This is a genomic window from Pseudomonas sp. Tul2A7, from assembly GCF_054790505.1.
On sequence record NZ_CP186499.1, the window covers coordinates 3155193 to 3177130 of the forward strand.

Here is a 21938-nt window from a genome sequence, read left to right on the forward strand (position 1 = left end):
ACTGCCGAACTCCGTGCCCGCGAAATAGGCAGCCGCCAATGGCGACTATCAATATTTCGCAAACTGCCCAATAAAAAAGGCCTACCTCCCGGTAAGCCTTTTCCATTCACTGCGCAGTCCTCAGTCCCCCAGCGCCTCTCCTTCACGCCGAGGATCCGCGCCACCCTCCAACGACGCTTTCCCCTGCGCATCCTTGACCCGCACGATGGCCTGGGTGCCGCTGGTCATGTCGATTTCATTCACCGCATGCCCTTTGTCTTTCAGTGCCTGAATCAGCGCCGGGCTGAACTGGCCTTGTTCCAGTTCGGTCGGGCCGTTGCGGCTGCCGAAGTTGGGCAGGCTGATGGCGCTTTGCGGGTCGAGGTTCCAGTCGAGCAGGCCGACGGTGGTTTTCGCCACGTATTCGATGATCTGCGAGCCGCCCGGTGAGCCGACGCTGGCGAGGAATTCGCCGCTGTTGCGGTCGAAGATCAGCGTGGGCGCCATCGACGAGCGTGGGCGTTTGCCGGGTTCGACGCGGTTGGCGACTTTCTGCCCGTTTTCTTCGGGGATGAACGAGAAGTCGGTCATCTGGTTGTTGAGCAGGAAACCCTGAACCATCAGGTGCGAGCCGAACGCGGCTTCGATGGTAGTGGTCATCGACACCGCGCCACCGAGGTCATCCACCGCGACCACTTGCGAGGTGGAGATGCGCAGCGGAGAGCGGTCCGGCGCGTAGGCGACCTGCACGCCCGGCGGTGTGCCCGGTTTGGCGCTGCCCATGCTGCGTTCGCCGATCAGGCTGGCGCGGCTGGCCAGATAACCCGGATCGACCAAGCCCTTGACCGGCACCGGCACGAAGTCAGTATCGGCGACGTATTGCGCACGGTCGGCGTAGGCCAGACGCTCGGCTTCGGCGATCAGATGCACAGCCTCTGGCGCCGGTTCGATGCCGGCTGGTTTGTCGGTTTTAACCGGTTTGAGCGGCGTCAGGGAAAGACGTGGATCGCGGGTTTCCAGTGCCTGTAACGTACCGAGAATCTGCGCCACGGCGATCCCGCCCGACGACGGTGGCGGCATGCCGCAAACCTGCCAGCGTTTGTAGTCGGTGCACAGCGGCGCGCGCTCCTTGGCCTGATAGCGCTGCAGATCGTTCAGCGACAGGCTGCCGGGGTTGGCGTGGCCCTGCACCTTGGCGACGATTTCTTCGGCGATCGGGCCTTTGTACAACGCATCCGGGCCCTCGTTGGCGATGCGTTTGAGCACTGCAGCCAATGCCGGGTTTTGCAGGCGCGTGCCGACGGCTTTGACGCTGCCATCGGCATTGAGGAAGTACTTGGCCATATCCGGCGACTGGCGGATGACTGGATCTGATTCCAGCAGCGAGTGCAAACGCGCAGAGATCGCAAAGCCTTGCTCGGACAGTTTGATCGCTGGTTCAAACAGCTTCGCCCATGGCAGGCGACCGTGTTGTTTATGTGCCATTTCCAGCGCGCGCAACACCCCCGGGGTACCCACCGAACGACCGCCGATCTGCGCCTGCGGGAACGCCATCGGCTGGCCATCGGCACGCAAGAACAGCTTCTCGGTGGCGCCGGCCGGTGCGGTTTCGCGGCCGTCATAAGTGCGCACCTGTTTGCCGTCCCACAGCACGATCATCGCGCCGCCACCGATCCCGGACGACTGCGGCTCAACCAGGGTCAGCACCGCTTGCATCGCAATCGCCGCATCAATCGCCGAACCGCCCTGACGCAGCATCTCGCGCCCGGCTTCCGCAGCCAGTGGATTGGCAGCTGCGGCCATGTGTTTACTGGCGTGACGGGTTTGCAGATCGGTGCGGAAACCGGACGCGGCTTCCGGTGCCAGCGGCAAGGTCGAGGAGGGCGGGGCGTTGCAGGCGGTGAGGGTCAGGGCGCTGATGATCAGCGTCAGGGCTGGCAGGCGAAAGCGGCTTAAGGGCAAGGCTGAAAACACGCGGGCTCTCCGTCCGTGGGATAAAAGTCTCAGGGACTTTATCGACCGCCCGGTCGCGACGCAAACCGATGGGCATTTTTGTCTTTCTTTTCGGGGCGGAAGTTCGCTAGGGTCAAGCTCAAATTTATAGAGCACCAGCATCCCCTGTAGGAGTGAGCCTGCTCGCGATAGCGTCATCACATTCAACATCATTGCTGACTGACCCACCGCGATCGCGAGCAGGCTCACTCCTACAAAGGTAAAGGCATAAAAATCACAAGAGGCCAAGAATGCACAGCGAATTCCCCACCGAATCCAGCTACCGTGATCAACGCGAACAGTTTCTCGCCGCCGCCAACGCCGCCGCCGCCACGCTCACCTCTTACGCGCATCCGCGTTGCGGGCCATTCGGCGAACCGCTGAGCACCGACGTCGCCGTGCTCGGCGATCCACAGGCAAAACGTCGTCTGGTAGCGCTCAGCGGTACGCATGGCGTCGAGGGTTATTACGGTTCGGATTGTCAGATCGATTGGCTGAAAACCTTCGAACCTGGTTCGCTGCCCAAGGATGTCGCGGTGGTCATGGTGCACCTGATCAACCCATGGGGCACGGCGTGGTTGCGCCGGGTCAACGAAGACAACATCGACCTCAACCGCAATCACCTCGATTTCACCGGGCCGCTACCGCATAACCGCGCTTACGGGACCTTGCATGAGATTTACGCCTGCACCGATTTGAACGGTTCGGAGCGCGCGCGGACCGACGCCTTGCTCGATGCGCAGATTGCCGAACACGGCTGGCCGGCAGTGATGTCGATTGTCGAGGGCGGTCAGCACAGTCATCCCGATGGACTGTTCTATGGTGGCCGTGCGCCGAGCTGGTCGAATCGCACGCTGCATCAAATCATCGAAACGCATCTGGCTGGCGCTGAAACCGTGATGTGTTTCGACCTGCACACCGGCGCCGGTGAGTACGGTCATCCGATGTTGCTGACCATCACCCAGGCGCCGTACCCGGCACTCGCGCAAGCCCAGGCGATTTATGGTCCATGGCTTTACACCCTGAACACCGGCGCCGACACCCTGAGCGAAACCGGTGTGGCAGCGACGGCTACCGGGTACACCTCGCAGGCGTTGCTCAATGCGTTGCCGAGCGTGCAACTGATGCCGTTCGTGATCGAGTGCGGGACGTATCCGGGGCCGGAGGTGCATCGGCATTTGCGCGATGACCATTGGCTGCATTTGCATGGCGATCCGCTGGATGCGACGGGGAGGGGGATCAAAGTGAATTTGCTGGAGCAGTTTTATCCGGCTGATCCGGATTGGCGGGCGATGGTGGGGCTGCGGACTCGGCAGATTTTGGGGAAGGGGTTGGCGGCGTTGACTGCAAAGAAGTCTGAGTAGGCCGGGTAGAGTCTGAGCCAGGGCCCATGTAGGGCCTTACTGTTTAAAGCCTGAAAGTCCGTTGGCAGCGCGCCACTTTTTTACAGTTTCGGTGATGCCTTCGTTGGAGTTGTCCGCCCCATCTTCTGGGTAGTAGATCAAGTCCGTTCCATCTGGATGTTCGGTGATGCTGCAAAAGTGATCTAACATCGGGTCAAGCACATCGTCAGAAGCATTTTTATTGGCTGTTCGAATCTCCTGCATAAAACGCAGAAATTCTGCCTCGGTGTACTCCGAAATACTGTTTTTGGTAAAAAGAGAGATCATATTTTGCGTTCGATACCTATTGCTTGAAACCAGGCAGTCCGTTGGCTGCACGCCATGCTGCGACTGTACGAGCTATACCAGCGGACGACGTGTCAGCTCCGGGTTCTGGATAGTAAATAAGGTCCATCCCGCTTGGATGTCCAACAATAGAGTTGAAGTGCCGCACTAAAACATCTGCACGCTCATCAGTGGGCGCCTTATCTTCTTTTCTAATCTCGTCCACGAATTCAACGAAGTCATGTTCGGTGTAGTCCGAAAAGCTGCGCTTGATGAATGGATCGCTCATGCTGTTCCCTATTCTTGGTGTAATTCGACGTGATTTTTTGGCGTGTGGATCCGCAGGTTATCAACGTTATAGACCTCGCCGCCTTCGGATATCAGTTCCACATGGTGAATCTCGTGAGAGATCCTCTTGCCCGCCGTATCCATCAAGCGAGCTCGCGGTGCCTTCCCGTTGCGCATACGTTCCAAGCTGTCATCGCTAAACTGCCCGGCTACCGCACCATCTCTCGAGACCGCGGTCCAGAAGGCTCGTCTGAATGAATCAAAAGTAGAGTATTCGCGCCCTCTCAGTGAGTCGGCAATAGTGGTTGGGATTGGTGCGCCAGATCCAGTCCGGGCATGTTCCAACCATACCCCGGATACATCCTCACCAATCCCAGTCACCGTACCCGGCGTCAGTCTGGCCGGCCTCGAAAACACTACATATAGCGACTTAAGCCCAGTGTCCGCCGGGAACACCAGAATACAATCCTCGGCAGTAATGTCCTCGCCGGGCAGGCCTTCTATCTGGGTATCAGTGTTTTCTGGAATCGGGTGAACAAGGATCGTGTTCAGTTGCTCGCCGTGTTCGGGATAAACCAGCGGCGGCATTGAACCGAGTGGCCCGCGTTGCGGCGTCCACAAAATCGTGATGCCGTTGAGCTTGGCCTCCATCGCAGTCTTGTCGCTGTTCCACTCGACTTTGACGGTACGCACCGAGTCATCGCCCGAAGCGCCGGAGTGGATGCCGTAAACCTGCATGACCCCTTCGGCATCACGCCGAAACTGGAAGCGCACACGAGTGGGAGCGTGGCTCATGCGGCGCAGTTGTTCGTCGGTGTGCAGCGTGCCGTCGCCCATGCGGGTCGGCAGCATCCCGAGGACGAACACGCTGGCCGGCCCAGCAGCGCCGCGAATTGCCCAGTTGAGGCGCTGTTGCAGAATGCCGCCGCCCGCCAACCGCCCCAAGGCCAGATCGGCACCTATTGCCGTCGCGACAGCGGTGCTGGCAGAGGGCAAGAGCATGGCGCCGGCGACCATGACCTTGCCGAAGTTGCTGGCGGGTTCGGGTGCCGTACCGGCGTCCGTTCGGCACCAGTTATCCACAGTGCAGGACTTGGCGAACACCTGATCTTCGCGGGGCTTGGGCGTTGGCCATTCATCCTTTTCGACGTACACCGGCTCCGGAGGGGGAGGCGGATTCCAGGCGGCCCACGAGCCGTTCCATCTCGGACGTTCCCAAGGCCAGTCTTCATCGAAGAGAGATTTGAATAGAGCCATGCCAACTCCCTGTATGGCTTTGAATCGAGCCAGGGAAGCTTGTCGGTCAATGGGGGATTCGGACAAACCGATGGGTTGAGTTTCAGGCGGGTGGTTTTACGAAAAATCCAATTCGTACCTGAATCGGAACTGTTTCCTACAGCGCTCTCTCGGCCTGTTGATTGGTGATTGATTCAGATGAACCAGCGGTGTTTTGCGCTTGTAGTCTTTCGCTTTGGATGGAGGGCGCGCCTGAATTCTTCCTACAGATTTTTCAGGTCGACAACTTACGCGCCTTTACCTGAGGATGGTTTCTATCGTTTTTTCCAGGATGGATTTCAGATGAAAAGGATGAGTCCGTTGCCATTCAACTCTATTTTCAGTCGGCCATTGTCATGAGTATTTCCAATGAGGACCGCGATTTTCTAGTGGCGATGGGCAGTCGCATTGCTCACTTACGCATAGTGCACGAGATCACACAGACTCGGTTTGCAAGGGCTTTAGGTCTTTCCCGGCAAACCTTTCAGGGCTACGAGGAGGGCACCCGCAGCATGCCGGTCACGACACTGGTGAAGATGGCATTTGCGCTGCGCGTGCCTGTTGAAGACCTGCTCGGGGTTCCCTCTTACACGGAGACGCCCAGACGCAGCTTGACCTCGACGTGGTATCGACGGCTGCAGTCCATCAATGAGCTTTCGAAGGTCCAGCAGAAGGTCATTGCGCAGATGCTCGACGCCCTGATCGCACAGGCAGCGACCAAAGCGAGCGACGAAGAGAAGGATATTTTGAAGTAACAGATTACCGAGACTTTTCTTGAGGCATAAAAAAACGGCCTACCTTTCGGTAAGCCGTTTTTAGTACTTGGTGGCTACACAGGGACTTGAACCCCGGACCCCAGCATTATGAATGCTATGCTCTAACCAACTGAGCTATGTAGCCAAGTGGCGCGCATTATTCCCCTGAAATGGAAAAGCGTCAAGCGTAAATTTAAAATATTTCTTCTTATTTTCAACCGCTTATCCTCCAGCCCGGAAAATCCGGGCCGGGCGGGGCATCAACGCAGCTGAAATCTTGCCGTATTGGCGCTCAGGGCGTGGCTGCCCTGACTCAGGGTGTCCGCCGCGAGGTTCACCGCGCGTGCGCCTTCAAGCAAACGCACGGCCGCCTGATCGACCTGCTGGATATTGCCGCTGACTTCATCGGCGGTACTCGCTTGCTCCTCAACCGCTGTGGCGATCTGCGCCAACGTGTCGGTAACGCTTTGCACGGCGCTGGCGATTTCTCCTAAACGCTCACCGAGACCGGTGACCGACTCGGCATCGGTCTGCGCCTGGCCGCACGCGGCTTCCATCAAACTCACGGCTTCGTTGACCGTGGCGCGCAGGCTGTCGACCGTGCCGGCGATTTGCGCGGTGGACGACTGCGTACGTTGCGACAGGCTGCGCACCTCATCGGCGACCACAGCGAAACCGCGTCCTTGTTCACCAGCTCGCGCGGCTTCGATGGCTGCGTTGAGCGCGAGCAGATTGGTCTGTTCGGCGACACCGCGAATCGTGTCGACGACCAATTGAATCTGCTGGCCTTGCTCGCTGACTCGACCGAGTGCCGCAGCGGTGTCGTTCAAACGCTGGTTGAGCTGCTGAATACTCGCCGTGGTGCGTTGGCTGTCGCGGCTGCTGTCGGCCGCGATGCGCCGGGTGTGCTGAGCGCTGCCGGACGCCTGTTCGCAACTCTGCGCCACACCTTGCGAGGTGGCGGCCAATTGCGTGGCAGCTGCGGCGATCTGGCTGATCTGCAACTGTTGCGCCTCGACTTCGCTAAGGGCGCCACTGGAGTGCTCGTTGAGGCTGCGCACGGCGTTGCTCAACTGCGAGGTCTCGTGATCGACACCGAGCATGCTCGTGCGCAGTTGCACCACGGCAACGTTGAGTGCGGTGCTGATCGCGGCCAGTTCATCACGGCCCACCACCGGCACTTGCAGGCTGAGGTTGCCATCGCGCAGGGCTTCGGCGAGCAGGGTGATGCCGCTGGCACTGCGACGGATCGAGGCTTGCAGGCAGACGAACAAATACAGCGCCGCGAGTAGCAGGCAGCCGAAGATTGTGGCGACGATGATGAATTGGCGAATCGCCGAGCTGTGGTAGGCGTCGAGGCGCTGATCCAGCGACACCAGCGATTGCTGGCGCAGGGCGGCGAGGTCGGTCAGCAGCGCATCGAGGCTGCGTTCGAATTCTTCCGGTTTGAGATTGATAGAGCCGCCGAATACACCGTCGTCCAGCACCTTCAGACCGCTGTCGAGGTGTTTGAGGCTGTTGTGGTATTGGTTGGCCCAGCTCTGCTGATCTTTCGGCAGGCGCGCTTCGAGCAGCGTTGCGGTTTTCACCAGTTGCTCGCGGGCGTCACCGATGCGGCTGCGCAGGTCGCGTAATTGCAGACGGCTTTGCAGGGTGAATTGGCCGGAGACCACCGAGGCCTGACCGACCGCAGCGAGGCGTCCGACCCGTTCGATGAGATCCGGCGCGTGCTGCGTGGAAATTTGCGTCAGCAGATAGGTTTCCAGCCACGGCGCGAGGGTCAGGCGATTGTCCATGACGATCTGCTCGCGCAACGCTTGCAGGGCGCTGAGGGCGTTGGTGAAGCGGTCGTAACCGTCCGGCCACCAACCGACGCTGCTCAGGCTTTTTGAATCCAGACCATTGAGTGCGGTTTGCAGTGCTTGATAGCGGCTGAGTGTTTCGCCTTCTGCGCCTTCGTTTTTCAGGGCGGCGCCCAAATCCGTGGTCGCTTGCAGAACCGCTGGTTGCACCGCGTCGAACGCGCCCATGGCAGCGAGAGTGGCCGGCGTCGGTTGGCGATTGGTTTCCGTGGCGCGCCAACGGGCAGCGCGATCACGTTGGGCGGCGAGCAGGTTGTCGAGCGCATCCAGCGCGAGCAACTGGCGCACACCGGCACGTTCGCCGGAAATCAGATTGAGTTTGTCGCGATAGTCCTGGCCGATCATCAACAGGCTGCCGGCCAACGGCAGAATGAACAGCAGAAACAACAACTGGAATTTACCTGCGAAGCCAAACCGCCCCAGCAATTTGATCCCCGGTGAAAGGAAAGCCTGCATGCCCCATGACTCCTCTGGACACCACGCACCAATGGCGTGCATCGCGGTCGTTCGACGTTGATGTTGTGCCCTGCTAAAAGGCCTCGAAAGTTCACTCTCGCCCGCTCTGTAGGCCGGCTCTGTAGCGAAACTTCCCATTGTCGGTCGCCTTTGTAAGGCGCCCGCGTTCAAGGGGAGAAGCAAGGCAAGATTCAGACCATGGCGTTGCGCTATCACCTATCCCTTGTAGGAGCTGCCGAAGGCTGCGATCTTTTGATCTGTGTTTTTAACGGCAAGATCAAAAGATCGCAGCCTGCGGCAGCTCCTACATGATTCGGTCAGGTCAGTTAGTTAGCTGGCTAAGGGGATGGCGCTGGCGCACCGAAAAATGGCACATTGACGCACCTGCCTGCGTGCACCCATCTGCTGTCCGGAAAACTCCATGGCTATCAGCAACGTTCAGACCGCCGCTGCCTCGGCGCCCGCTGCTCCGCAAAGCAACCCTTTGGTGATGCGTATCATCGGCGCAGTGGCGCTGGCGCATTTGATCAACGACCTGATTCAGTCGGTGCTACCGTCGATCTACCCGATGCTCAAGGCCAATTACGGCCTGACGTTTACTCAGGTCGGCCTGATCACTTTGACCTTTCAACTGACCGCCTCGCTGTTGCAACCGTGGGTCGGTTATCACACTGATCGGCATCCAAAACCGTGGCTGTTACCGGCCGGTTCGATTTGCACCCTGATTGGCATCGTGATGATGTCGATGGTTGGCAGTTTCCCCCTGATCCTGCTGGCGGCGGCGCTGATTGGTATCGGCTCTTCGACGTTCCACCCGGAAGCCTCGCGGATTGCCCGACTGGCCTCGGGCGGACGCTTTGGCCTGGCGCAGTCGACCTTTCAGGTCGGCGGTAATGCCGGTTCCGCGTTCGGCCCGTTGCTGGCGGCGGCGATCATTATTCCCTTCGGTCAGGGCAACGTGGCGTGGTTCGGTTTGTTCGCGGTGTTTGCGCTGTTCGTGCTGTACCGCATCAGTCGCTGGTACGCCCATCACCTCAATCTGTTCAAGCTCAAGGCCGGCCAAGCGGCGACGCACGGGCTGTCGAAGGGCAGGGTGACCAGTGCGTTGGTGGTGCTGGGGCTGTTGGTGTTCTCCAAGTATTTCTACATGGCCAGCCTGACCAGCTATTTCACCTTTTACCTCATCGAGAAGTTCGACCTGTCGGTGGCCAGTTCGCAGCTGCACTTGTTCCTGTTCCTTGGCGCGGTAGCAGCGGGTACGTTCTTTGGCGGGCCGATTGGCGACAAGATCGGCCGTAAGGCAGTGATCTGGTTTTCGATCCTCGGCGTGGCGCCGTTCACGCTGCTGATGCCTCACGTCGATCTGTTCTGGACCAGTGTTCTCAGCGTGGTAATCGGCTTCATCCTCGCTTCTGCGTTCTCGGCGATTGTGGTGTACGCGCAGGAACTGGTGCCGGGGAATGTCGGGATGATCGCCGGAATCTTCTTCGGTTTGATGTTTGGTTTTGGCGGGATTGGCGCGGCGTTGCTGGGGCATCTGGCGGATGTGCACGGGATTGAGTACGTGTATTTCCTCTGCTCGTTCCTGCCATTGTTTGGCGTGTTGGCGATCTTCTTGCCGCGCACTAAAAAGGTCTGACGCCACACAATCCCCAACTGTGGGAGCGAGCCTGCTCGCGAATGCGGTGTGTCATCCGCAGAGATGTGAATGACACTCCCTCTTCGCGAGCAGGCTCGCTCCCACAGGGGAGATAGGTTCAGCAGTAAATTTCAGGCACAAAAAAGCCGCGTATCAGACGCGGCTTTTTCTTGGGCGTAACGCTTACACGTTGAAGCGGAAGTGCATCACGTCGCCGTCCTTGACGATGTAATCCTTGCCTTCCAGACGCCATTTACCGGCTTCTTTGGTACCGGCTTCGCCCTTGTACTGGATGAAGTCGTTGTAGGCGATCACTTCGGCGCGGATGAAGCCTTTCTCGAAGTCGGTGTGGATCACGCCGGCAGCCTGAGGTGCGGTGGCACCGACTTTGACGGTCCAGGCGCGGACTTCTTCGACACCGGCGGTGAAGTAGGTCTGCAGGTGCAGCATTTCGTAACCGGCGCGGATCACGCGGTTCAGGCCAGGCTCTTCCAGGCCCAGGGCCTCGAGAAACATGTCTTTCTCTTCGCCGTCATCGAGCTCGGCGATTTCCGCTTCGATCTTGTTGCAGACCGGAACGACCATCGCGCCTTCTTCTTCGGCGATGGCGCGAACCACGTCCAGGTGCTGGTTGTTCTCGAAACCGTCTTCAGCGACGTTGGCGATGTACATGACCGGTTTGGTGGTCAGCAGGTGGAAGCCCTTGATCACCGCTTTTTCGTCGGTGCTCATGTTCTTCATCAGGCTGCGCGCCGGCTTGGCTTCGGTGAAGTGCGCGATCAGTTGCTCCAGCAGAGCTTTCTGAACCACGGCGTCCTTGTCACCGCCCTTGGCGTTGCGCGCAACTTTCTGCAGTTGCTTCTCGCAACTGTCGAGGTCGGCGAAGATCAGTTCCAGGTCGATGATTTCGATGTCGCGTTTTGGATCAACGCTGTTGGAAACGTGGATCACGTTTTCGTCTTCGAAGCAGCGCACCACGTGAGCGATCGCGTCAGTCTCACGGATGTTGGCGAGGAACTTGTTGCCCAGGCCTTCACCTTTCGAGGCGCCGGCCACCAGGCCTGCGATGTCGACGAATTCCATGGTGGTCGGCAGGATGCGCTTCGGATTGACGATGGCCGCCAGGGCTTCCAGACGCGGATCCGGCATCGGCACGATGCCGCTGTTCGGCTCGATGGTGCAGAAGGGGAAGTTCTCGGCCGCGATACCGGATTTGGTCAGGGCGTTGAACAGGGTGGACTTGCCGACGTTAGGCAGGCCGACGATGCCGCAATTGAATCCCATGGTGTTTCCCCTCGGAGTAGAGTCAGGCCTTCTGGCTGTGCAGGTTTTTCATCGCGCGGTTCCATTCCCCGGCGAGGATATCCGGCAGCACGCCGAGGGCAAAGTCGATGCTGGCATCGAGTTTTTCCTGTTCGGCGCGTGGCGCACGACCCAGGACGAAATTTGAAACCATACTGGCGACGCCCGGGTGGCCAATGCCAAGCCGCAGGCGGTAGAACGTATTCTGATTACCCAGTTGCGCAATGATGTCGCGCAACCCGTTGTGACCGCCATGGCCGCCGCCCTGCTTGAGCTTGGCAACGCCCGGAGGCAAGTCGAGTTCGTCATGCGCCACGAGGATTTCTTCAGGCTTGATGCGGAAGAAACCGGCGAGTGCCGCCACGGCCTGGCCGCTGCGGTTCATGTAAGTGGTGGGAATCAGCAGACGAACATCCTGACCCTGATGCGAATAGCGCCCGGTCAGGCCGAAATATTTGCGATCGGCCACAAGATTCACATTCTGTGCGTGGGCGATGCGCTCAACAAAAAGGGCCCCTGCGTTATGCCGGGTCTGGTCGTATTCGGCGCCTGGATTTCCCAGGCCAACGATCAGTTTGATGGCAGTCACGATAGGGGCCCTTCCTTTGAGTGGTGAGTAACATCGCCGCGATCAGGCAAAGCGGCGAAAGTGGACGAAAAATGCTCATTTACCATGGATGTAAACTCCGCGTTCTCGCCCGCTTTCTCGCTACGTTCCAGTCCGCGATGTTACTTGCTCACTCAGGCTAAACAGAGTGAATTACTCTGCTGCGCCTTCTTCGGTAGCTTCTGGAGCAACGCGTGGAGCGTGTACGTTTGCAACAGCTTTGTCGTCACCGTGAGCCAGTGCAACGAACTCAACGCCTTTAGGGGCTTTGATGTCGGACAGGTGGACGATTGCGCCGATTTCCAGAGCCGACAGGTCGACTTCGATGAACTCAGGCAGATCTTTCGGCAGGCAAGTTACTTCGATTTCGTTCAGGACGTGCGAGATCTCGCCGCCTTTCTTGACCGGAGCTTCTTCACCAACAAAGTGCACAGGCACGATAGCGGTCAGTTTCTGACCGGCTACGACGCGTACGAAGTCAGCGTGCAGAACGTGACCCTTGGACGGGTGACGTTGCAGAGCTTTGATGATGACGTTCTGCTTTTTGCCGCCAACGTTCAGTTCGATAACGTGGCTGTAGGCAGCTTCGTTTTCGAGCAGTTTGGCAACTTCTTTGGCCAGCATGCTGATGGATTCAGGGGCTTTCTCGCCACCGTAAACAACAGCTGGAACCAGAGCGGCGAGACGACGCAGGCGGCGGCTCGCACCTTTCCCCAGGTCGGAACGCACTTCAGCATTCAGAGTAAAATCGTTCATTTTGTATCTCCAAAATAGCCATGACCGGAGTGGCGTTTGCGACCAGCGCCAAACACGGTATGGGCAAAAAAGCCCCGCCCCGGCAGGAATGCCGGGGCGGGGCGCTTTTCGTCAACGAGACATTTCGCGAAGGGCAGGGCCCTTAACGGAACATCGCGCTGATCGATTCTTCATTGCTGATGCGGCGAACCGCTTCGGCAACAACCGGTGCGATATCCAGTTGACGGATACGTGCACAGGCTTGTGCTGCAGCGGACAGCGGGATGGTGTTCGTCACCACCAGCTCGTCCAGCACGGAATTTTCGATATTCTCGATGGCCCGACCCGACAGCACAGGGTGTGTGCAGTAGGCAAAGACCTTGGCTGCGCCATGCTCTTTCAGGGCCTTCGCCGCGTGGCACAGAGTGCCGGCGGTATCGACCATGTCATCGACCAGAATACAGGTACGCCCTTCGACATCACCGATGATATGCATCACTTCAGAGTGATTGGCTTTCTCACGGCGTTTGTCGATGATCCCGAGATCCACACCCAGGGATTTGGCAACGGCACGTGCACGCACGACGCCACCAATGTCCGGGGACACGATCATCAGGTTTTCGAAGCGCTGATCTTCAATGTCATCCACCAGAACCGGGGAGCCGTAGATGTTATCTACCGGAATATCGAAGAAACCCTGAATCTGGTCAGCATGCAGATCAACCGTGAGAACACGGTCGATGCCGACTACGGTAAGCATGTCAGCAACGACTTTCGCGCTGATAGCCACACGTGCGGAACGCGGACGGCGATCCTGACGGGCATAACCAAAATAAGGAATAACAGCAGTGATACGAGTAGCCGAGGAGCGGCGGAAGGCGTCAGCCATCACTACCAGTTCCATCAGGTTATCGTTGGTCGGAGCGCAAGTCGGCTGAATAATGAAAACGTCTTTACCGCGAACGTTTTCATTGATCTCGGCAGTAATTTCGCCGTCGGAGAACTTACCGACAGAGATGTCACCGAGAGGGATATGCAGCTGACGTACAACACGCCGAGCCAGATCGGGGTTAGCGTTCCCCGTAAAGACCATCATCTTGGACACGCGCAGTACCTAGAGGCTGAGGGTAACCTGGATGAGTATAGAAAATGGCAGGGGCGGCTGGATTCGAACCAACGCATGGCAGGATCAAAACCTGCTGCCTTACCGCTTGGCGACGCCCCTGTATCTGTTGCATCAAGTGCCGAGCACTTGGTTCCTTTAGAGCAGACTTTGCAGCTTGCGGTGCAACATCGAAACGTTGCTGCCTTTGGCTACAAACCCTGTAAGGGTCTCTGTCAGAAGGGCCGAGACTTTATCAGCTTCAGCTTTGCTTGGGAAGCCCCCAAACACACAACTTCCAGTTCCGGTGAGTTTTGCTTCGGTAAATTTACCTAACAAATCCAATGCGTTACGTACTTCTGGATAACGCCTTGCAACCACCGGCAAGCAGTCATTTCGACTGTTTCCCTCGGGAACGGGGCGCACTTTAATGGGCGGCGTGTTACGTGTCAACAAAGGATCGGAAAAAATTTCTGCCGTACTAACAGAGACTTGCGGCACGAGCACCAGATACCACGGTTCTTCGGGATTCACCGGGGTGAGTTTCTCGCCCACGCCCTCGGCAAACGCCGCGTGACCACGGACAAAAACCGGCACGTCGGCGCCGAGCGTCAGGCCCAGTGCGGCCAGGCGATCTTCATCCCAACCCAACTGCCACAAATGATTCAGGCCGAGCAAAGTCGTCGCCGCATTCGAACTGCCGCCACCGATGCCGCCGCCCATGGGCAGGACTTTATCAATCCAGATATCGATGCCGAGCGTGCAACCGGACTGTTGCTGAAGCATTTTCGCCGCGCGCACGATCAGGTTGCCGTCATGCGGCACGCCGGCGAATTCGGTGTGCAGTTGAATCACGCCGTCATCGCGCACGGCAAAAGTGATTTCATCGCCGTAATCGACAAACTGAAACAATGTCTGCAACTCGTGATAGCCGTCTTCACGGCGGCCGAGAATGTGCAGCATCAGATTGAGTTTGGCCGGCGAGGGCAGGGTCAAGCGTGGAGCGGTCATGCTTATTGCCCCAGTTTGCGCGGCTGCCAGGTCTTGATCACCAGCGTCACGTCCAGGTCAGTGCCGTGCAGCTTGATGCGCTCCGGCAACCAGTAACCGTTTTGTTCGGTGTAGGCGGTGTATTCGACTTTCCAGCCATCCTGTTCCAGGTTGGCCAGGCGGCTTTCGGCATCCAGATTCAGGCGACTTTTGCTGTCCGGAGCGGGCAGGCCACGGACCCACCAGGCAAGATTCGACACCGGCAGTTTCCAGCCGAGCTGTTCTTCGAGCAGGGCTTCCGGGGACTGCGATTCATAGCGACCCTGGTTGGCGACTTCCAGCGAGACCTTGCCCGGACGCCCGGTCAAACGGGCCGCGCCACGACCCAGCGGGCCGGACAAACGAATGTCGTAGTAATCCTGACGTTGCAGCCAGAACAGCGTGCCGCTACCGGAATCTTTCGGTGCGCGGATGCCGATCTTGCCGTCGATCTGCCAGCCGTCGAGGCCGGTCAGCTGTTGTTTGTTTGCGGCCCATTGAGCCGGACTGCCGTGGCCCTCGACCGATTCGCGAGTGCCAAAACCCGAGCAGCCAGCGAGCAGGGCGATGAAGCTGAAAACAATAACGTGGCGCAAAAACATGAGTTAAAGAGTCTCGGATCCGGTCAGGCGCTTGATGGTGCTGCGCAGAATGGTGCTGTCGGGCTGATCCTTGAGGAATTTGCCCCAGATTTGTTTGGCTTCACGCTGGTTACCCTTGGTCCACAACACTTCGCCGAGGTGCGCGGCAACTTCGTGATCCGGGAAACGCTCCAGCGCCTGACGCAGATATTTCTCGGCGTCGTCCAGGTTGCCCAGGCGGTAATTCACCCAGCCGAGGCTGTCGAGTACTGCCGGGTCTTCCGGGTTGATCTGGTGCGCCTGCTCGATCAGCGTCTTGGCTTCAGCGTAGCGGGTGGTGCGGTCGGACAGGGTGTAGCCCAGCGCGTTGAGCGCCATGGCGTTGTCCGGATCACGCTTGATGATCAGGCGCAGGTCTTTTTCCATTTGCGCCAGGTCATTGCGTTTTTCCGCGAGCATGGCGCGGGTATAGAGCAGATTCAGATCATCCGGGTATTGCAGCAAGGCTTGCTGCAAGACTTTCCAGGCCTTGTCGTCCTGTTTATTGGCCGACAGGGTTTCCGACTCGATCAGGTACAACTGAATCGCGTAGTCCGGCTGTTCGTCGCGCTGGGCGGCGAGTTTGCTTTGCGCTTCAGCGGTCTTGCCGTTGTTCATCAGAATATCGGCCTGACGCAATTGCGCCGGCAGATAATCGTTGCCCGGGCCGACCTGGGCGTACTCGATGAGCGCGCCTTGCGGGTCGTTGCGTTCTTCGGCAATTCGCCCCAGGTTCAGGTGCGCCGAATCGACGTGGCTTTCGCGGGCGATCAGGTCTTCCAGATAACCCTTGGCCTCGTCCCAGGCCTTGGCTTCCAGGCAGACCAAGGCCAGCGAGTAACGCAGTTCGTCGTCTTCCGGGTATTGCTGCACAAGGCTGGAGAACTCGGCCTTGGCGTCTTCCATCCGGTCCTGTTCAACCAGCATGCGCGCGTAAGTCAGGCGCAGGCGCTTGTCGTCCGGGTACTTCTTGATGCTTTTCTGCAGCAGAGGCAGCGCTTCGTCGCCTCGGTTGAGAATCTGCAGCAGGCGCGCGCGCAGCAGAATCGGTGCGATCTCGCCGTCATCCGGCGGATTGTCTTCGAGCAGGGCCAGTGCGGCTTTGTTGTCACCGTCCTGCTGCAAGAGCAGGGCTTTGCCGAAAATCAGCTGGCTGTTGTTCGGATGGCGCTGCAACAAGCGGTCAAAACTTTTCATCAGGCCGTTGCGGGTTTCCTGATCGGTATCCGCTGCCGACAACGCGAGGAAGTCGAAATGGGTATCGCCCTTGCCCTGCAGGACCTTTTCCATATAGACCATCGAGTCGTCATAACGCCCGGCGCGCGCCAGTTGCACGGCAGCGGCGCGTTGCGCTTCGAGGTCGTCCGGAGCGTTTTTCGCCCAGATCAGCGCGGTATCGAGGGCCGGTTGATCGGCACCCAGATATTCGGCGATACGGAATGCGCGCTCGGAGACGCCCGGATCCTGCGTATTGATGGCCTGGGTCACGTAGTTATCCAGGGCAATGTCGAAACGATTGCGCTGGCCGGCGAGTTCGGCGCTCAACAGGCTGAAAACGGTTTCCTCGCTGAACGAGCTGTAAACCTTGGGCTTTTCAGGCGCGGGCGTGGTGTCTTCAACCGACGGCGTACCGTCCGGCGAAACGGGAGCCAAGGCCTGGCAGCCGCTGAGGAAGACAAAAGCGAGGAGCAACGCGGAGGATCTATTCATATAGGAAGAGGACGACTAACCTGCGGTCGGATCATCATGACACAAGCCTTCGGCCAAACATAACCGAGACTCAATTGTGCCCATTATAGGGACTGACGATTGGGACAATAGTCAGCGGTAGTTGTTCTGAATCTTTCGAAGTAGGACAATTGCCGGCTTCACGTCACCATCAGCGACCTTGAATGGCCTTCCTTGCACTCGGTATCAACCACAAGACTGCTTCAGTAGACGTCCGCGAGCGCGTGGCTTTTACTCCTGAACAGCTGGTGGAGGCCTTGCAGCAGCTCTGCCGACTGACCGACAGCCGCGAAGCCGCGATCCTCTCCACCTGCAATCGCAGTGAGCTTTATATAGAACAGGATCAGCTTTCTGCCGATATCGTGCTGCGCTGGCTGGCCGACTATCACCATTTAAGCCTCGATGAGCTGCGCGCGAGTGCTTATGTGCATGAAGATGATGCGGCAGTTCGTCACATGATGCGCGTCGCCTCCGGGCTCGACTCGCTGGTGCTGGGCGAGCCGCAGATTCTCGGTCAGATGAAATCGGCCTATGCCGTGGCCCGCGAGGCCGGCACCATCGGTCCGCTGCTGGGGCGACTGTTTCAAGCGACATTCAATGCCGCCAAGCAGGTGCGCACCGACACTGCTATCGGTGAAAACCCGGTGTCGGTGGCGTTTGCTGCCGTCAGCCTGGCCAAGCAGATTTTCAGTGATTTGCAGCGCAGTCAGGCCTTGCTGATTGGCGCCGGCGAGACCATTACATTGGTCGCCCGCCATTTGCACGAACTGGGGGTCAAGCGCATCGTCGTCGCTAACCGCACGCTCGAACGCGCCAGTCTGCTGGCCGAACAGTTCGGCGCTCACGCGGTGTTGCTGTCGGACATCCCGGCAGAACTGGTGCGCAGCGATATCGTGATCAGTTCGACTGCCAGTCAGTTGCCGATTCTCGGCAAGGGCGCGGTCGAGAGTGCGCTGAAGCTGCGCAAGCACAAGCCGATCTTCATGGTCGACATCGCCGTTCCCCGCGATATCGAGCCGGAAGTCGGCGAACTGGACGACGTTTACCTCTACAGCGTCGACGATCTCCACGAAGTGGTCGCCGAGAATCTCAAGAGCCGTCAGGGCGCAGCGCAAGCCGCTGAAGAGATGGTCTCGGTCGGTGCTGACGATTTCATGGTGCGCCTGCGCGAATTGGCGGCGGTCGATGTGCTCAAGGCCTATCGTCAACAGAGCGAACGCCTGCGCGACGAGGAGTTGCAAAAGGCCCTGCGTCTGCTGGCCAACGGCGCTAACGCCGAAGATGTGCTCGGGCAACTGGCCCGTGGCCTGACCAATAAACTGTTGCATGCGCCCAGCGTGCAACTGAAAAAGCTTTCTGCCGAAGGCCGCCTCGATGCGCTGGCCATGGCTCAGGAACTCTTTGCCCTCGAGGGCTCACCGGATAGCTTTTCGGATAAAAAACCGCAATGAAAGCGTCACTGCTCAATAAGCTGGACATCCTCCAGGACCGTTTCGAGGAACTGACCGCGCTGCTCGGCGACGGCGAAGTCATTGCCGACCAGGCCAAATTCCGCGCTTATTCCAAGGAATACGCCGAACTCGAGCCGGTGGTACAAGGCTATAAAAAGCTGCTCAGCGTACAAGGCGACCTTGAAGGCGCACAGGCGTTGCTCAAGGACAGCGACCCGGACATGCGTGAAATGGCCGTGGAAGAAGTCCGCGAAGCCAAGGAATTGCTGATCACCCTGGAATCCGACCTGCAACGCATGTTGCTGCCCAAGGATCCGAATGACGGACGTAACGTCTTCCTCGAAATTCGTGCTGGCACCGGTGGCGACGAGGCGGCGATCTTCTCCGGCGATCTGTTCCGCATGTACTCGCGTTACGCCGAGCGCCGTGGCTGGCGTGTCGAGATCCTTTCGGAAAACGAAGGCGAACACGGTGGCTATAAAGAAGTCATCGCGCGCATCGAAGGCGACAATGTTTACGGCAAGCTGAAATTCGAATCCGGCGCGCACCGCGTACAGCGCGTACCCGCCACTGAATCCCAGGGTCGTATCCACACTTCGGCCTGCACCGTGGCGGTATTGCCCGAGCCGGACGAGCGCGAAGCCATCGAGATCAATCCGGCGGATTTGCGCGTCGACACTTTCCGTTCCTCCGGGGCCGGTGGTCAGCACGTCAACACCACCGACTCGGCGATCCGCATCACGCACATACCGACCGGCACTGTCGTCGAGTGTCAGGAAGAACGTTCCCAGCACAAGAACCGTGCCCGCGCGATGGCCTGGCTGTCGGCCAAGCTCAACGATCAGCAGACCGCAGCGGCGGCCAACGCGATCGCCAGCGAGCGCAAACTGCTGGTGGGTTCCGGTGACCGTTCCGAGCGGATTCGCACCTACAACTTTGCCCAGGGCCGGGTTACCGACCATCGCGTCAACCTGACCCTGTACTCGCTGGATGAAATCCTCGCCGGTGGCGTTGAAGCGGTGATCGAGCCGTTGCTGGCCGAATACCAGGCTGACCAACTCGCAGCGATAGGTGAATAAATGACCATCATCGCCAGCCTGTTGCGCGCCGCTGAATTGCCGGACTCGCCCACCGCGCGTCTGGATGCCGAGTTGCTTCTCGCGGCGGCACTGGGCAAATCGCGCAGTTTTCTGCACACCTGGCCCGAGCGCATCGTGCCGAGTGAAGCAGCGCTGACCTTTGCCGAATACCTGCAACGCCGCCGTAGCGGTGAACCGGTGGCCTACATTCTCGGTCAGCAGGGTTTCTGGAAACTCGATCTGGAAGTCGCGCCGCACACGCTGATCCCGCGCCCGGACACTGAATTGCTGGTGGAAGCGGCGCTGGAATTACTGCCCGCGACGCCGGCCAAAGTACTCGACCTCGGTACTGGCAGCGGCGCGATTGCTTTGGCCTTGGCCAGCGAGCGTCCGGCGTGGAAGGTCACTGCGGTGGATCGCGTACTCGAAGCCGTGGCCCTCGCTGAGCGCAATCGTCAGCGTCTGCATTTGAACAACGCCACGGTGCTGAGCAGCCATTGGTTCAGCGCGCTGGAAGGTCAGCGTTTCCAGTTGATCATCAGCAACCCGCCGTACATTGCTGCCGCCGATCCGCATCTGGTCGAAGGCGATGTGCGCTTCGAACCGGCCAGTGCGCTGGTTGCCGGGGAAGACGGGCTCGATGATCTGCGTTTGATCGTTGCGCAGGCCCCGGAACATCTGGAGGCCGCTGGCTGGTTGATGCTCGAACACGGCTATGATCAAGCCGAAGCCGTGCGTGATCTGCTGCTGACCCGCGGTTTTGAGGAAGTCCACAGCCGCACCGACCTGGGCGGTCATCAACGCATCAGTCTGGGGCGCCTGCCGTGCTGAATGATCAGGAATTGCTGCGCTACAGCCGGCAGATTCTGCTGCAACACATCGACATCGACGGGCAACTGAAGCTCAAGGACAGTCGCGTGCTGATCGTCGGCCTTGGCGGTCTCGGTGCGCCGGTTGCGTTGTACCTCGCAGCGGCGGGTGTCGGTGAGTTGCATCTGGCGGATTTCGACACGGTCGATCTGACCAACCTGCAACGCCAGATCATTCATGACACCGACAGCGTCGGCATGAGCAAAGTCGACTCGGCGCTCAAGCGTCTGACCGCGATCAATCCAGAAATCCAACTGATCCCTCATCGTCAGGCGCTGGACGAGGATTCTCTCGCCGCAGCCGTGGCAGCGGTGGATCTGGTGCTCGACTGCTCCGATAATTTCTCCACTCGCGAAGCGGTCAACGCTGCGTGCGTAGCTGCGTGCAAACCGTTGGTCAGCGGTGCGGCGATTCGTTTGGAAGGGCAGTTGTCGGTGTTCGATCCGCGCCGCGACGAGAGCCCGTGCTACCACTGTTTATACGGGCACGGCAGCGAAGCCGAATTGACTTGCAGTGAGGCCGGTGTGGTTGGGCCGCTGGTCGGTCTGGTTGGCAGCCTGCAAGCACTGGAAGCCTTGAAGGTGCTGGTCGGTTTCGGCGAACCGCTGGTGGGTCGCTTGCTGTTGATCGATGCTCTCGGTTCGCGCTTCCGCGAGTTGCGCGTCAAGCGTGATCCGGGCTGCCGCGTCTGTGGTTCGCGCCATGCGTGAAGCGCCGATTGGCGTGTTCGACTCCGGTGTCGGCGGCTTGTCGGTGCTGGCGGAAATCCAGCGTTTGCTGCCCAATGAATCACTGCTCTATGTCGCCGATTGCGGGCACATTCCCTATGGTGAGAAAACCCCGGAATTCATCCGTCAGCGCTGCAGTGTGATGGCCGGGTTTTTCCGTGAGCAGGGTGCCAAGGCCTTGGTCATCGCGTGCAATACCGCGACGGTCTCGGGTGTCGCCGATCTACGCCGTGATTTTCCCGACTGGCCGCTTGTCGGTATGGAGCCTGCGGTCAAACCTGCCGCCGCCGCGACCCGCAGCGGTGTGGTCGGCGTGCTCGCCACCACCGGCACATTGCAGAGCGCCAAGTTCGCTGCGTTGCTGGATCGTTTCGCCACTGACGTTCGTGTAATCACCCAGCCGTGTCCCGGCCTGGTCGAGTTGATTGAAAGCGGCGATCTGCACAGCGCCGAGTTGCGCCAGTTGCTGCAAGGTTACGTCGAGCCGCTGTTGGCCAGCGGTTGCGACACGATCATTCTGGGCTGCACCCACTATCCCTTTCTCAAGCCGATGCTCAAGTCGATGATCCCTGCGGACATCAGTCTGATCGATACCGGTGCTGCTGTAGCGCGGCAACTTCAGCGGCTTTTGGCGGAGCGCGATTTGCTCGCTGCCGGCCCGAACCAACCGGTCAGATTCTGGACCAGTGCCGATCCCGAGTACTTTAAAAACATCCTGCCACTGCTCGGACAAAACGCTGGCGAAGTGCAAAACTTCGACTTGTAAAAAAATTG

Annotated in this window: 20 protein-coding genes and 2 tRNA genes; 8 read left to right on the top strand and 14 right to left on the bottom strand. The window is 59.1% G+C overall.

The genetic code is table 11. The features are described from left to right. Nucleotides 1-120: 120 nt before the first annotated feature. On the bottom strand, nucleotides 121-1953 hold the full coding sequence (ggt, locus tag ACOYXJ_RS14265; protein WP_460370036.1) for a gamma-glutamyltransferase: 1833 nt from the start codon (nucleotides 1951-1953) through the stop codon (nucleotides 121-123). Between the two features lie 269 nt (nucleotides 1954-2222). Between ggt and ACOYXJ_RS14270 the strand changes: the two genes are divergently transcribed. Next, on the top strand, nucleotides 2223-3335 hold the full coding sequence (locus ACOYXJ_RS14270; protein WP_460370038.1) for a DUF2817 domain-containing protein: 1113 nt from the start codon (nucleotides 2223-2225) through the stop codon (nucleotides 3333-3335). 36 nt (nucleotides 3336-3371) lie between these two features. On the opposite strand, the gene ACOYXJ_RS14275 is transcribed toward ACOYXJ_RS14270, so the two are convergent. From ACOYXJ_RS14275 to ACOYXJ_RS14285, 3 genes are read right to left on the bottom strand one after another with little or no spacing between them, the layout of a single operon-like run. Further along, nucleotides 3372-3641, bottom strand: a complete 270-nt coding sequence (locus ACOYXJ_RS14275; RefSeq protein ID WP_460370040.1) for a bacteriocin immunity protein — start codon at nucleotides 3639-3641, stop codon at nucleotides 3372-3374. Between the two features lie 16 nt (nucleotides 3642-3657). Continuing rightward, nucleotides 3658-3927, bottom strand: a complete 270-nt coding sequence (locus ACOYXJ_RS14280; protein WP_102901122.1) for a bacteriocin immunity protein — start codon at nucleotides 3925-3927, stop codon at nucleotides 3658-3660. 8 nt (nucleotides 3928-3935) lie between these two features. Next, nucleotides 3936-5183 carry an S-type pyocin domain-containing protein gene (locus tag ACOYXJ_RS14285; RefSeq protein WP_460370042.1) on the bottom strand — a complete coding sequence of 416 codons (1248 nt, stop codon included), beginning with the start codon at nucleotides 5181-5183 and terminating at the stop codon, nucleotides 3936-3938. Between the two features lie 374 nt (nucleotides 5184-5557). On the opposite strand from ACOYXJ_RS14285, the gene ACOYXJ_RS14290 reads away from it, so the two are divergent. Continuing rightward, nucleotides 5558-5956: a helix-turn-helix domain-containing protein gene (locus ACOYXJ_RS14290; protein ID WP_460370044.1), complete on the top strand. Its 399-nt coding sequence runs from the start codon at nucleotides 5558-5560 to the stop codon at nucleotides 5954-5956. Between the two features lie 68 nt (nucleotides 5957-6024). On the opposite strand, the gene ACOYXJ_RS14295 is transcribed toward ACOYXJ_RS14290, so the two are convergent. Both ACOYXJ_RS14295 and ACOYXJ_RS14300 read right to left on the bottom strand, forming a co-directional pair. Next, nucleotides 6025-6101: transfer RNA gene (locus tag ACOYXJ_RS14295), tRNA-Met, on the bottom strand. Between the two features lie 115 nt (nucleotides 6102-6216). Next, nucleotides 6217-8274 (bottom strand): methyl-accepting chemotaxis protein, encoded by a 2058-nt coding sequence (locus ACOYXJ_RS14300; RefSeq protein ID WP_460370046.1) that lies wholly within the window; start codon nucleotides 8272-8274, stop codon nucleotides 6217-6219. A 421-nt stretch (nucleotides 8275-8695) separates the two neighbouring features. On the opposite strand from ACOYXJ_RS14300, the gene ACOYXJ_RS14305 reads away from it, so the two are divergent. Beyond that, nucleotides 8696-9913, top strand: coding sequence for an MFS transporter (locus tag ACOYXJ_RS14305; protein ID WP_150707650.1), 1218 nt, complete (start codon nucleotides 8696-8698; stop codon nucleotides 9911-9913). Nucleotides 9914-10096: 183 nt separating this feature from the next. On the opposite strand, the gene ychF is transcribed toward ACOYXJ_RS14305, so the two are convergent. From ychF to ACOYXJ_RS14345, 8 genes are all read right to left on the bottom strand, one after another. After that, a complete protein-coding gene (gene ychF / locus ACOYXJ_RS14310) occupies nucleotides 10097-11197 on the bottom strand; it encodes a redox-regulated ATPase YchF (RefSeq protein ID WP_460370049.1) in 1101 nt (366 codons plus the stop codon). A gap of 22 nt (nucleotides 11198-11219) precedes the next feature. Further along, nucleotides 11220-11804, bottom strand: coding sequence for an aminoacyl-tRNA hydrolase (pth, locus tag ACOYXJ_RS14315; protein ID WP_008079560.1), 585 nt, complete (start codon nucleotides 11802-11804; stop codon nucleotides 11220-11222). 171 nt (nucleotides 11805-11975) lie between these two features. Further along, nucleotides 11976-12578 (bottom strand): 50S ribosomal protein L25/general stress protein Ctc, encoded by a 603-nt coding sequence (locus tag ACOYXJ_RS14320; protein ID WP_034156037.1) that lies wholly within the window; start codon nucleotides 12576-12578, stop codon nucleotides 11976-11978. A gap of 142 nt (nucleotides 12579-12720) precedes the next feature. After that, complete coding sequence (locus tag ACOYXJ_RS14325) at nucleotides 12721-13662, bottom strand: ribose-phosphate pyrophosphokinase (RefSeq protein ID WP_003171603.1); 942 nt, start codon at nucleotides 13660-13662, stop codon at nucleotides 12721-12723. Nucleotides 13663-13707: 45 nt separating this feature from the next. Further along, a tRNA-Gln gene (locus ACOYXJ_RS14330) sits at nucleotides 13708-13782 on the bottom strand. Nucleotides 13783-13818: 36 nt separating this feature from the next. Then, the gene (ispE, locus tag ACOYXJ_RS14335; protein ID WP_460370051.1) at nucleotides 13819-14670 is read right to left on the bottom strand and encodes a 4-(cytidine 5'-diphospho)-2-C-methyl-D-erythritol kinase; all 852 of its coding nucleotides are present in this window, start codon (nucleotides 14668-14670) and stop codon (nucleotides 13819-13821) included. Between the two features lie 2 nt (nucleotides 14671-14672). Continuing rightward, nucleotides 14673-15290 (bottom strand): lipoprotein insertase outer membrane protein LolB, encoded by a 618-nt coding sequence (gene lolB / locus ACOYXJ_RS14340; protein ID WP_460370053.1) that lies wholly within the window; start codon nucleotides 15288-15290, stop codon nucleotides 14673-14675. 3 nt (nucleotides 15291-15293) lie between these two features. Beyond that, nucleotides 15294-17018, bottom strand: coding sequence for a tetratricopeptide repeat protein (locus ACOYXJ_RS14345; RefSeq protein ID WP_460370055.1), 1725 nt, complete (start codon nucleotides 17016-17018; stop codon nucleotides 15294-15296). Between the two features lie 182 nt (nucleotides 17019-17200). Between ACOYXJ_RS14345 and hemA the strand changes: the two genes are divergently transcribed. Genes hemA through murI form a run of 5 tightly spaced genes read left to right on the top strand, consistent with a single transcriptional unit; the run spans nucleotide 17201 to nucleotide 21930 of the window. Beyond that, the gene (gene hemA / locus ACOYXJ_RS14350; RefSeq protein ID WP_134177942.1) at nucleotides 17201-18487 is read left to right on the top strand and encodes a glutamyl-tRNA reductase; all 1287 of its coding nucleotides are present in this window, start codon (nucleotides 17201-17203) and stop codon (nucleotides 18485-18487) included. Beyond that, nucleotides 18484-19566, top strand: coding sequence for a peptide chain release factor 1 (prfA, locus tag ACOYXJ_RS14355; RefSeq protein WP_150795578.1), 1083 nt, complete (start codon nucleotides 18484-18486; stop codon nucleotides 19564-19566). The genes hemA and prfA overlap by 4 nt, the downstream gene beginning before the upstream one ends. Continuing rightward, nucleotides 19567-20397, top strand: a complete 831-nt coding sequence (prmC, locus tag ACOYXJ_RS14360) for a peptide chain release factor N(5)-glutamine methyltransferase (RefSeq protein WP_095050607.1) — start codon at nucleotides 19567-19569, stop codon at nucleotides 20395-20397. It abuts the gene before it with no gap. Beyond that, nucleotides 20391-21146: a molybdopterin-synthase adenylyltransferase MoeB gene (locus tag ACOYXJ_RS14365; RefSeq protein ID WP_150795579.1), complete on the top strand. Its 756-nt coding sequence runs from the start codon at nucleotides 20391-20393 to the stop codon at nucleotides 21144-21146. Before prmC ends, ACOYXJ_RS14365 begins: the two co-directional genes overlap by 7 nt. After that, nucleotides 21139-21930, top strand: coding sequence for a glutamate racemase (gene murI / locus ACOYXJ_RS14370; protein WP_150795580.1), 792 nt, complete (start codon nucleotides 21139-21141; stop codon nucleotides 21928-21930). The genes ACOYXJ_RS14365 and murI overlap by 8 nt, the downstream gene beginning before the upstream one ends. Nucleotides 21931-21938: the final 8 nt, after the last annotated feature.

What these genes read in the sequence shown, in the direction of transcription:
- ACOYXJ_RS14290 (WP_460370044.1), top strand. Translation starts at nt 5,558, where the DNA reads ATGAGTATTTCCAATGAGGACCGCGATTTTCTAGTGGCGATGGGCAGT.
- ACOYXJ_RS14280 (WP_102901122.1), bottom strand. Translation starts at nt 3,927, where the DNA reads ATGAGCGATCCATTCATCAAGCGCAGCTTTTCGGACTACACCGAACAT.
- ychF (WP_460370049.1), bottom strand. Translation starts at nt 11,197, where the DNA reads ATGGGATTCAATTGCGGCATCGTCGGCCTGCCTAACGTCGGCAAGTCC.
- ACOYXJ_RS14305 (WP_150707650.1), top strand. Translation starts at nt 8,696, where the DNA reads ATGGCTATCAGCAACGTTCAGACCGCCGCTGCCTCGGCGCCCGCTGCT.
- ACOYXJ_RS14300 (WP_460370046.1), bottom strand. Translation starts at nt 8,274, where the DNA reads ATGCAGGCTTTCCTTTCACCGGGGATCAAATTGCTGGGGCGGTTTGGC.
- hemA (WP_134177942.1), top strand. Translation starts at nt 17,201, where the DNA reads ATGGCCTTCCTTGCACTCGGTATCAACCACAAGACTGCTTCAGTAGAC.
- ACOYXJ_RS14320 (WP_034156037.1), bottom strand. Translation starts at nt 12,578, where the DNA reads ATGAACGATTTTACTCTGAATGCTGAAGTGCGTTCCGACCTGGGGAAA.
- ispE (WP_460370051.1), bottom strand. Translation starts at nt 14,670, where the DNA reads ATGACCGCTCCACGCTTGACCCTGCCCTCGCCGGCCAAACTCAATCTG.
- prfA (WP_150795578.1), top strand. Translation starts at nt 18,484, where the DNA reads ATGAAAGCGTCACTGCTCAATAAGCTGGACATCCTCCAGGACCGTTTC.
- ACOYXJ_RS14270 (WP_460370038.1), top strand. Translation starts at nt 2,223, where the DNA reads ATGCACAGCGAATTCCCCACCGAATCCAGCTACCGTGATCAACGCGAA.
- ACOYXJ_RS14345 (WP_460370055.1), bottom strand. Translation starts at nt 17,018, where the DNA reads ATGAATAGATCCTCCGCGTTGCTCCTCGCTTTTGTCTTCCTCAGCGGC.
- murI (WP_150795580.1), top strand. Translation starts at nt 21,139, where the DNA reads ATGCGTGAAGCGCCGATTGGCGTGTTCGACTCCGGTGTCGGCGGCTTG.
- ACOYXJ_RS14275 (WP_460370040.1), bottom strand. Translation starts at nt 3,641, where the DNA reads ATGATCTCTCTTTTTACCAAAAACAGTATTTCGGAGTACACCGAGGCA.
- lolB (WP_460370053.1), bottom strand. Translation starts at nt 15,290, where the DNA reads ATGTTTTTGCGCCACGTTATTGTTTTCAGCTTCATCGCCCTGCTCGCT.
- prmC (WP_095050607.1), top strand. Translation starts at nt 19,567, where the DNA reads ATGACCATCATCGCCAGCCTGTTGCGCGCCGCTGAATTGCCGGACTCG.
- ACOYXJ_RS14285 (WP_460370042.1), bottom strand. Translation starts at nt 5,183, where the DNA reads ATGGCTCTATTCAAATCTCTCTTCGATGAAGACTGGCCTTGGGAACGT.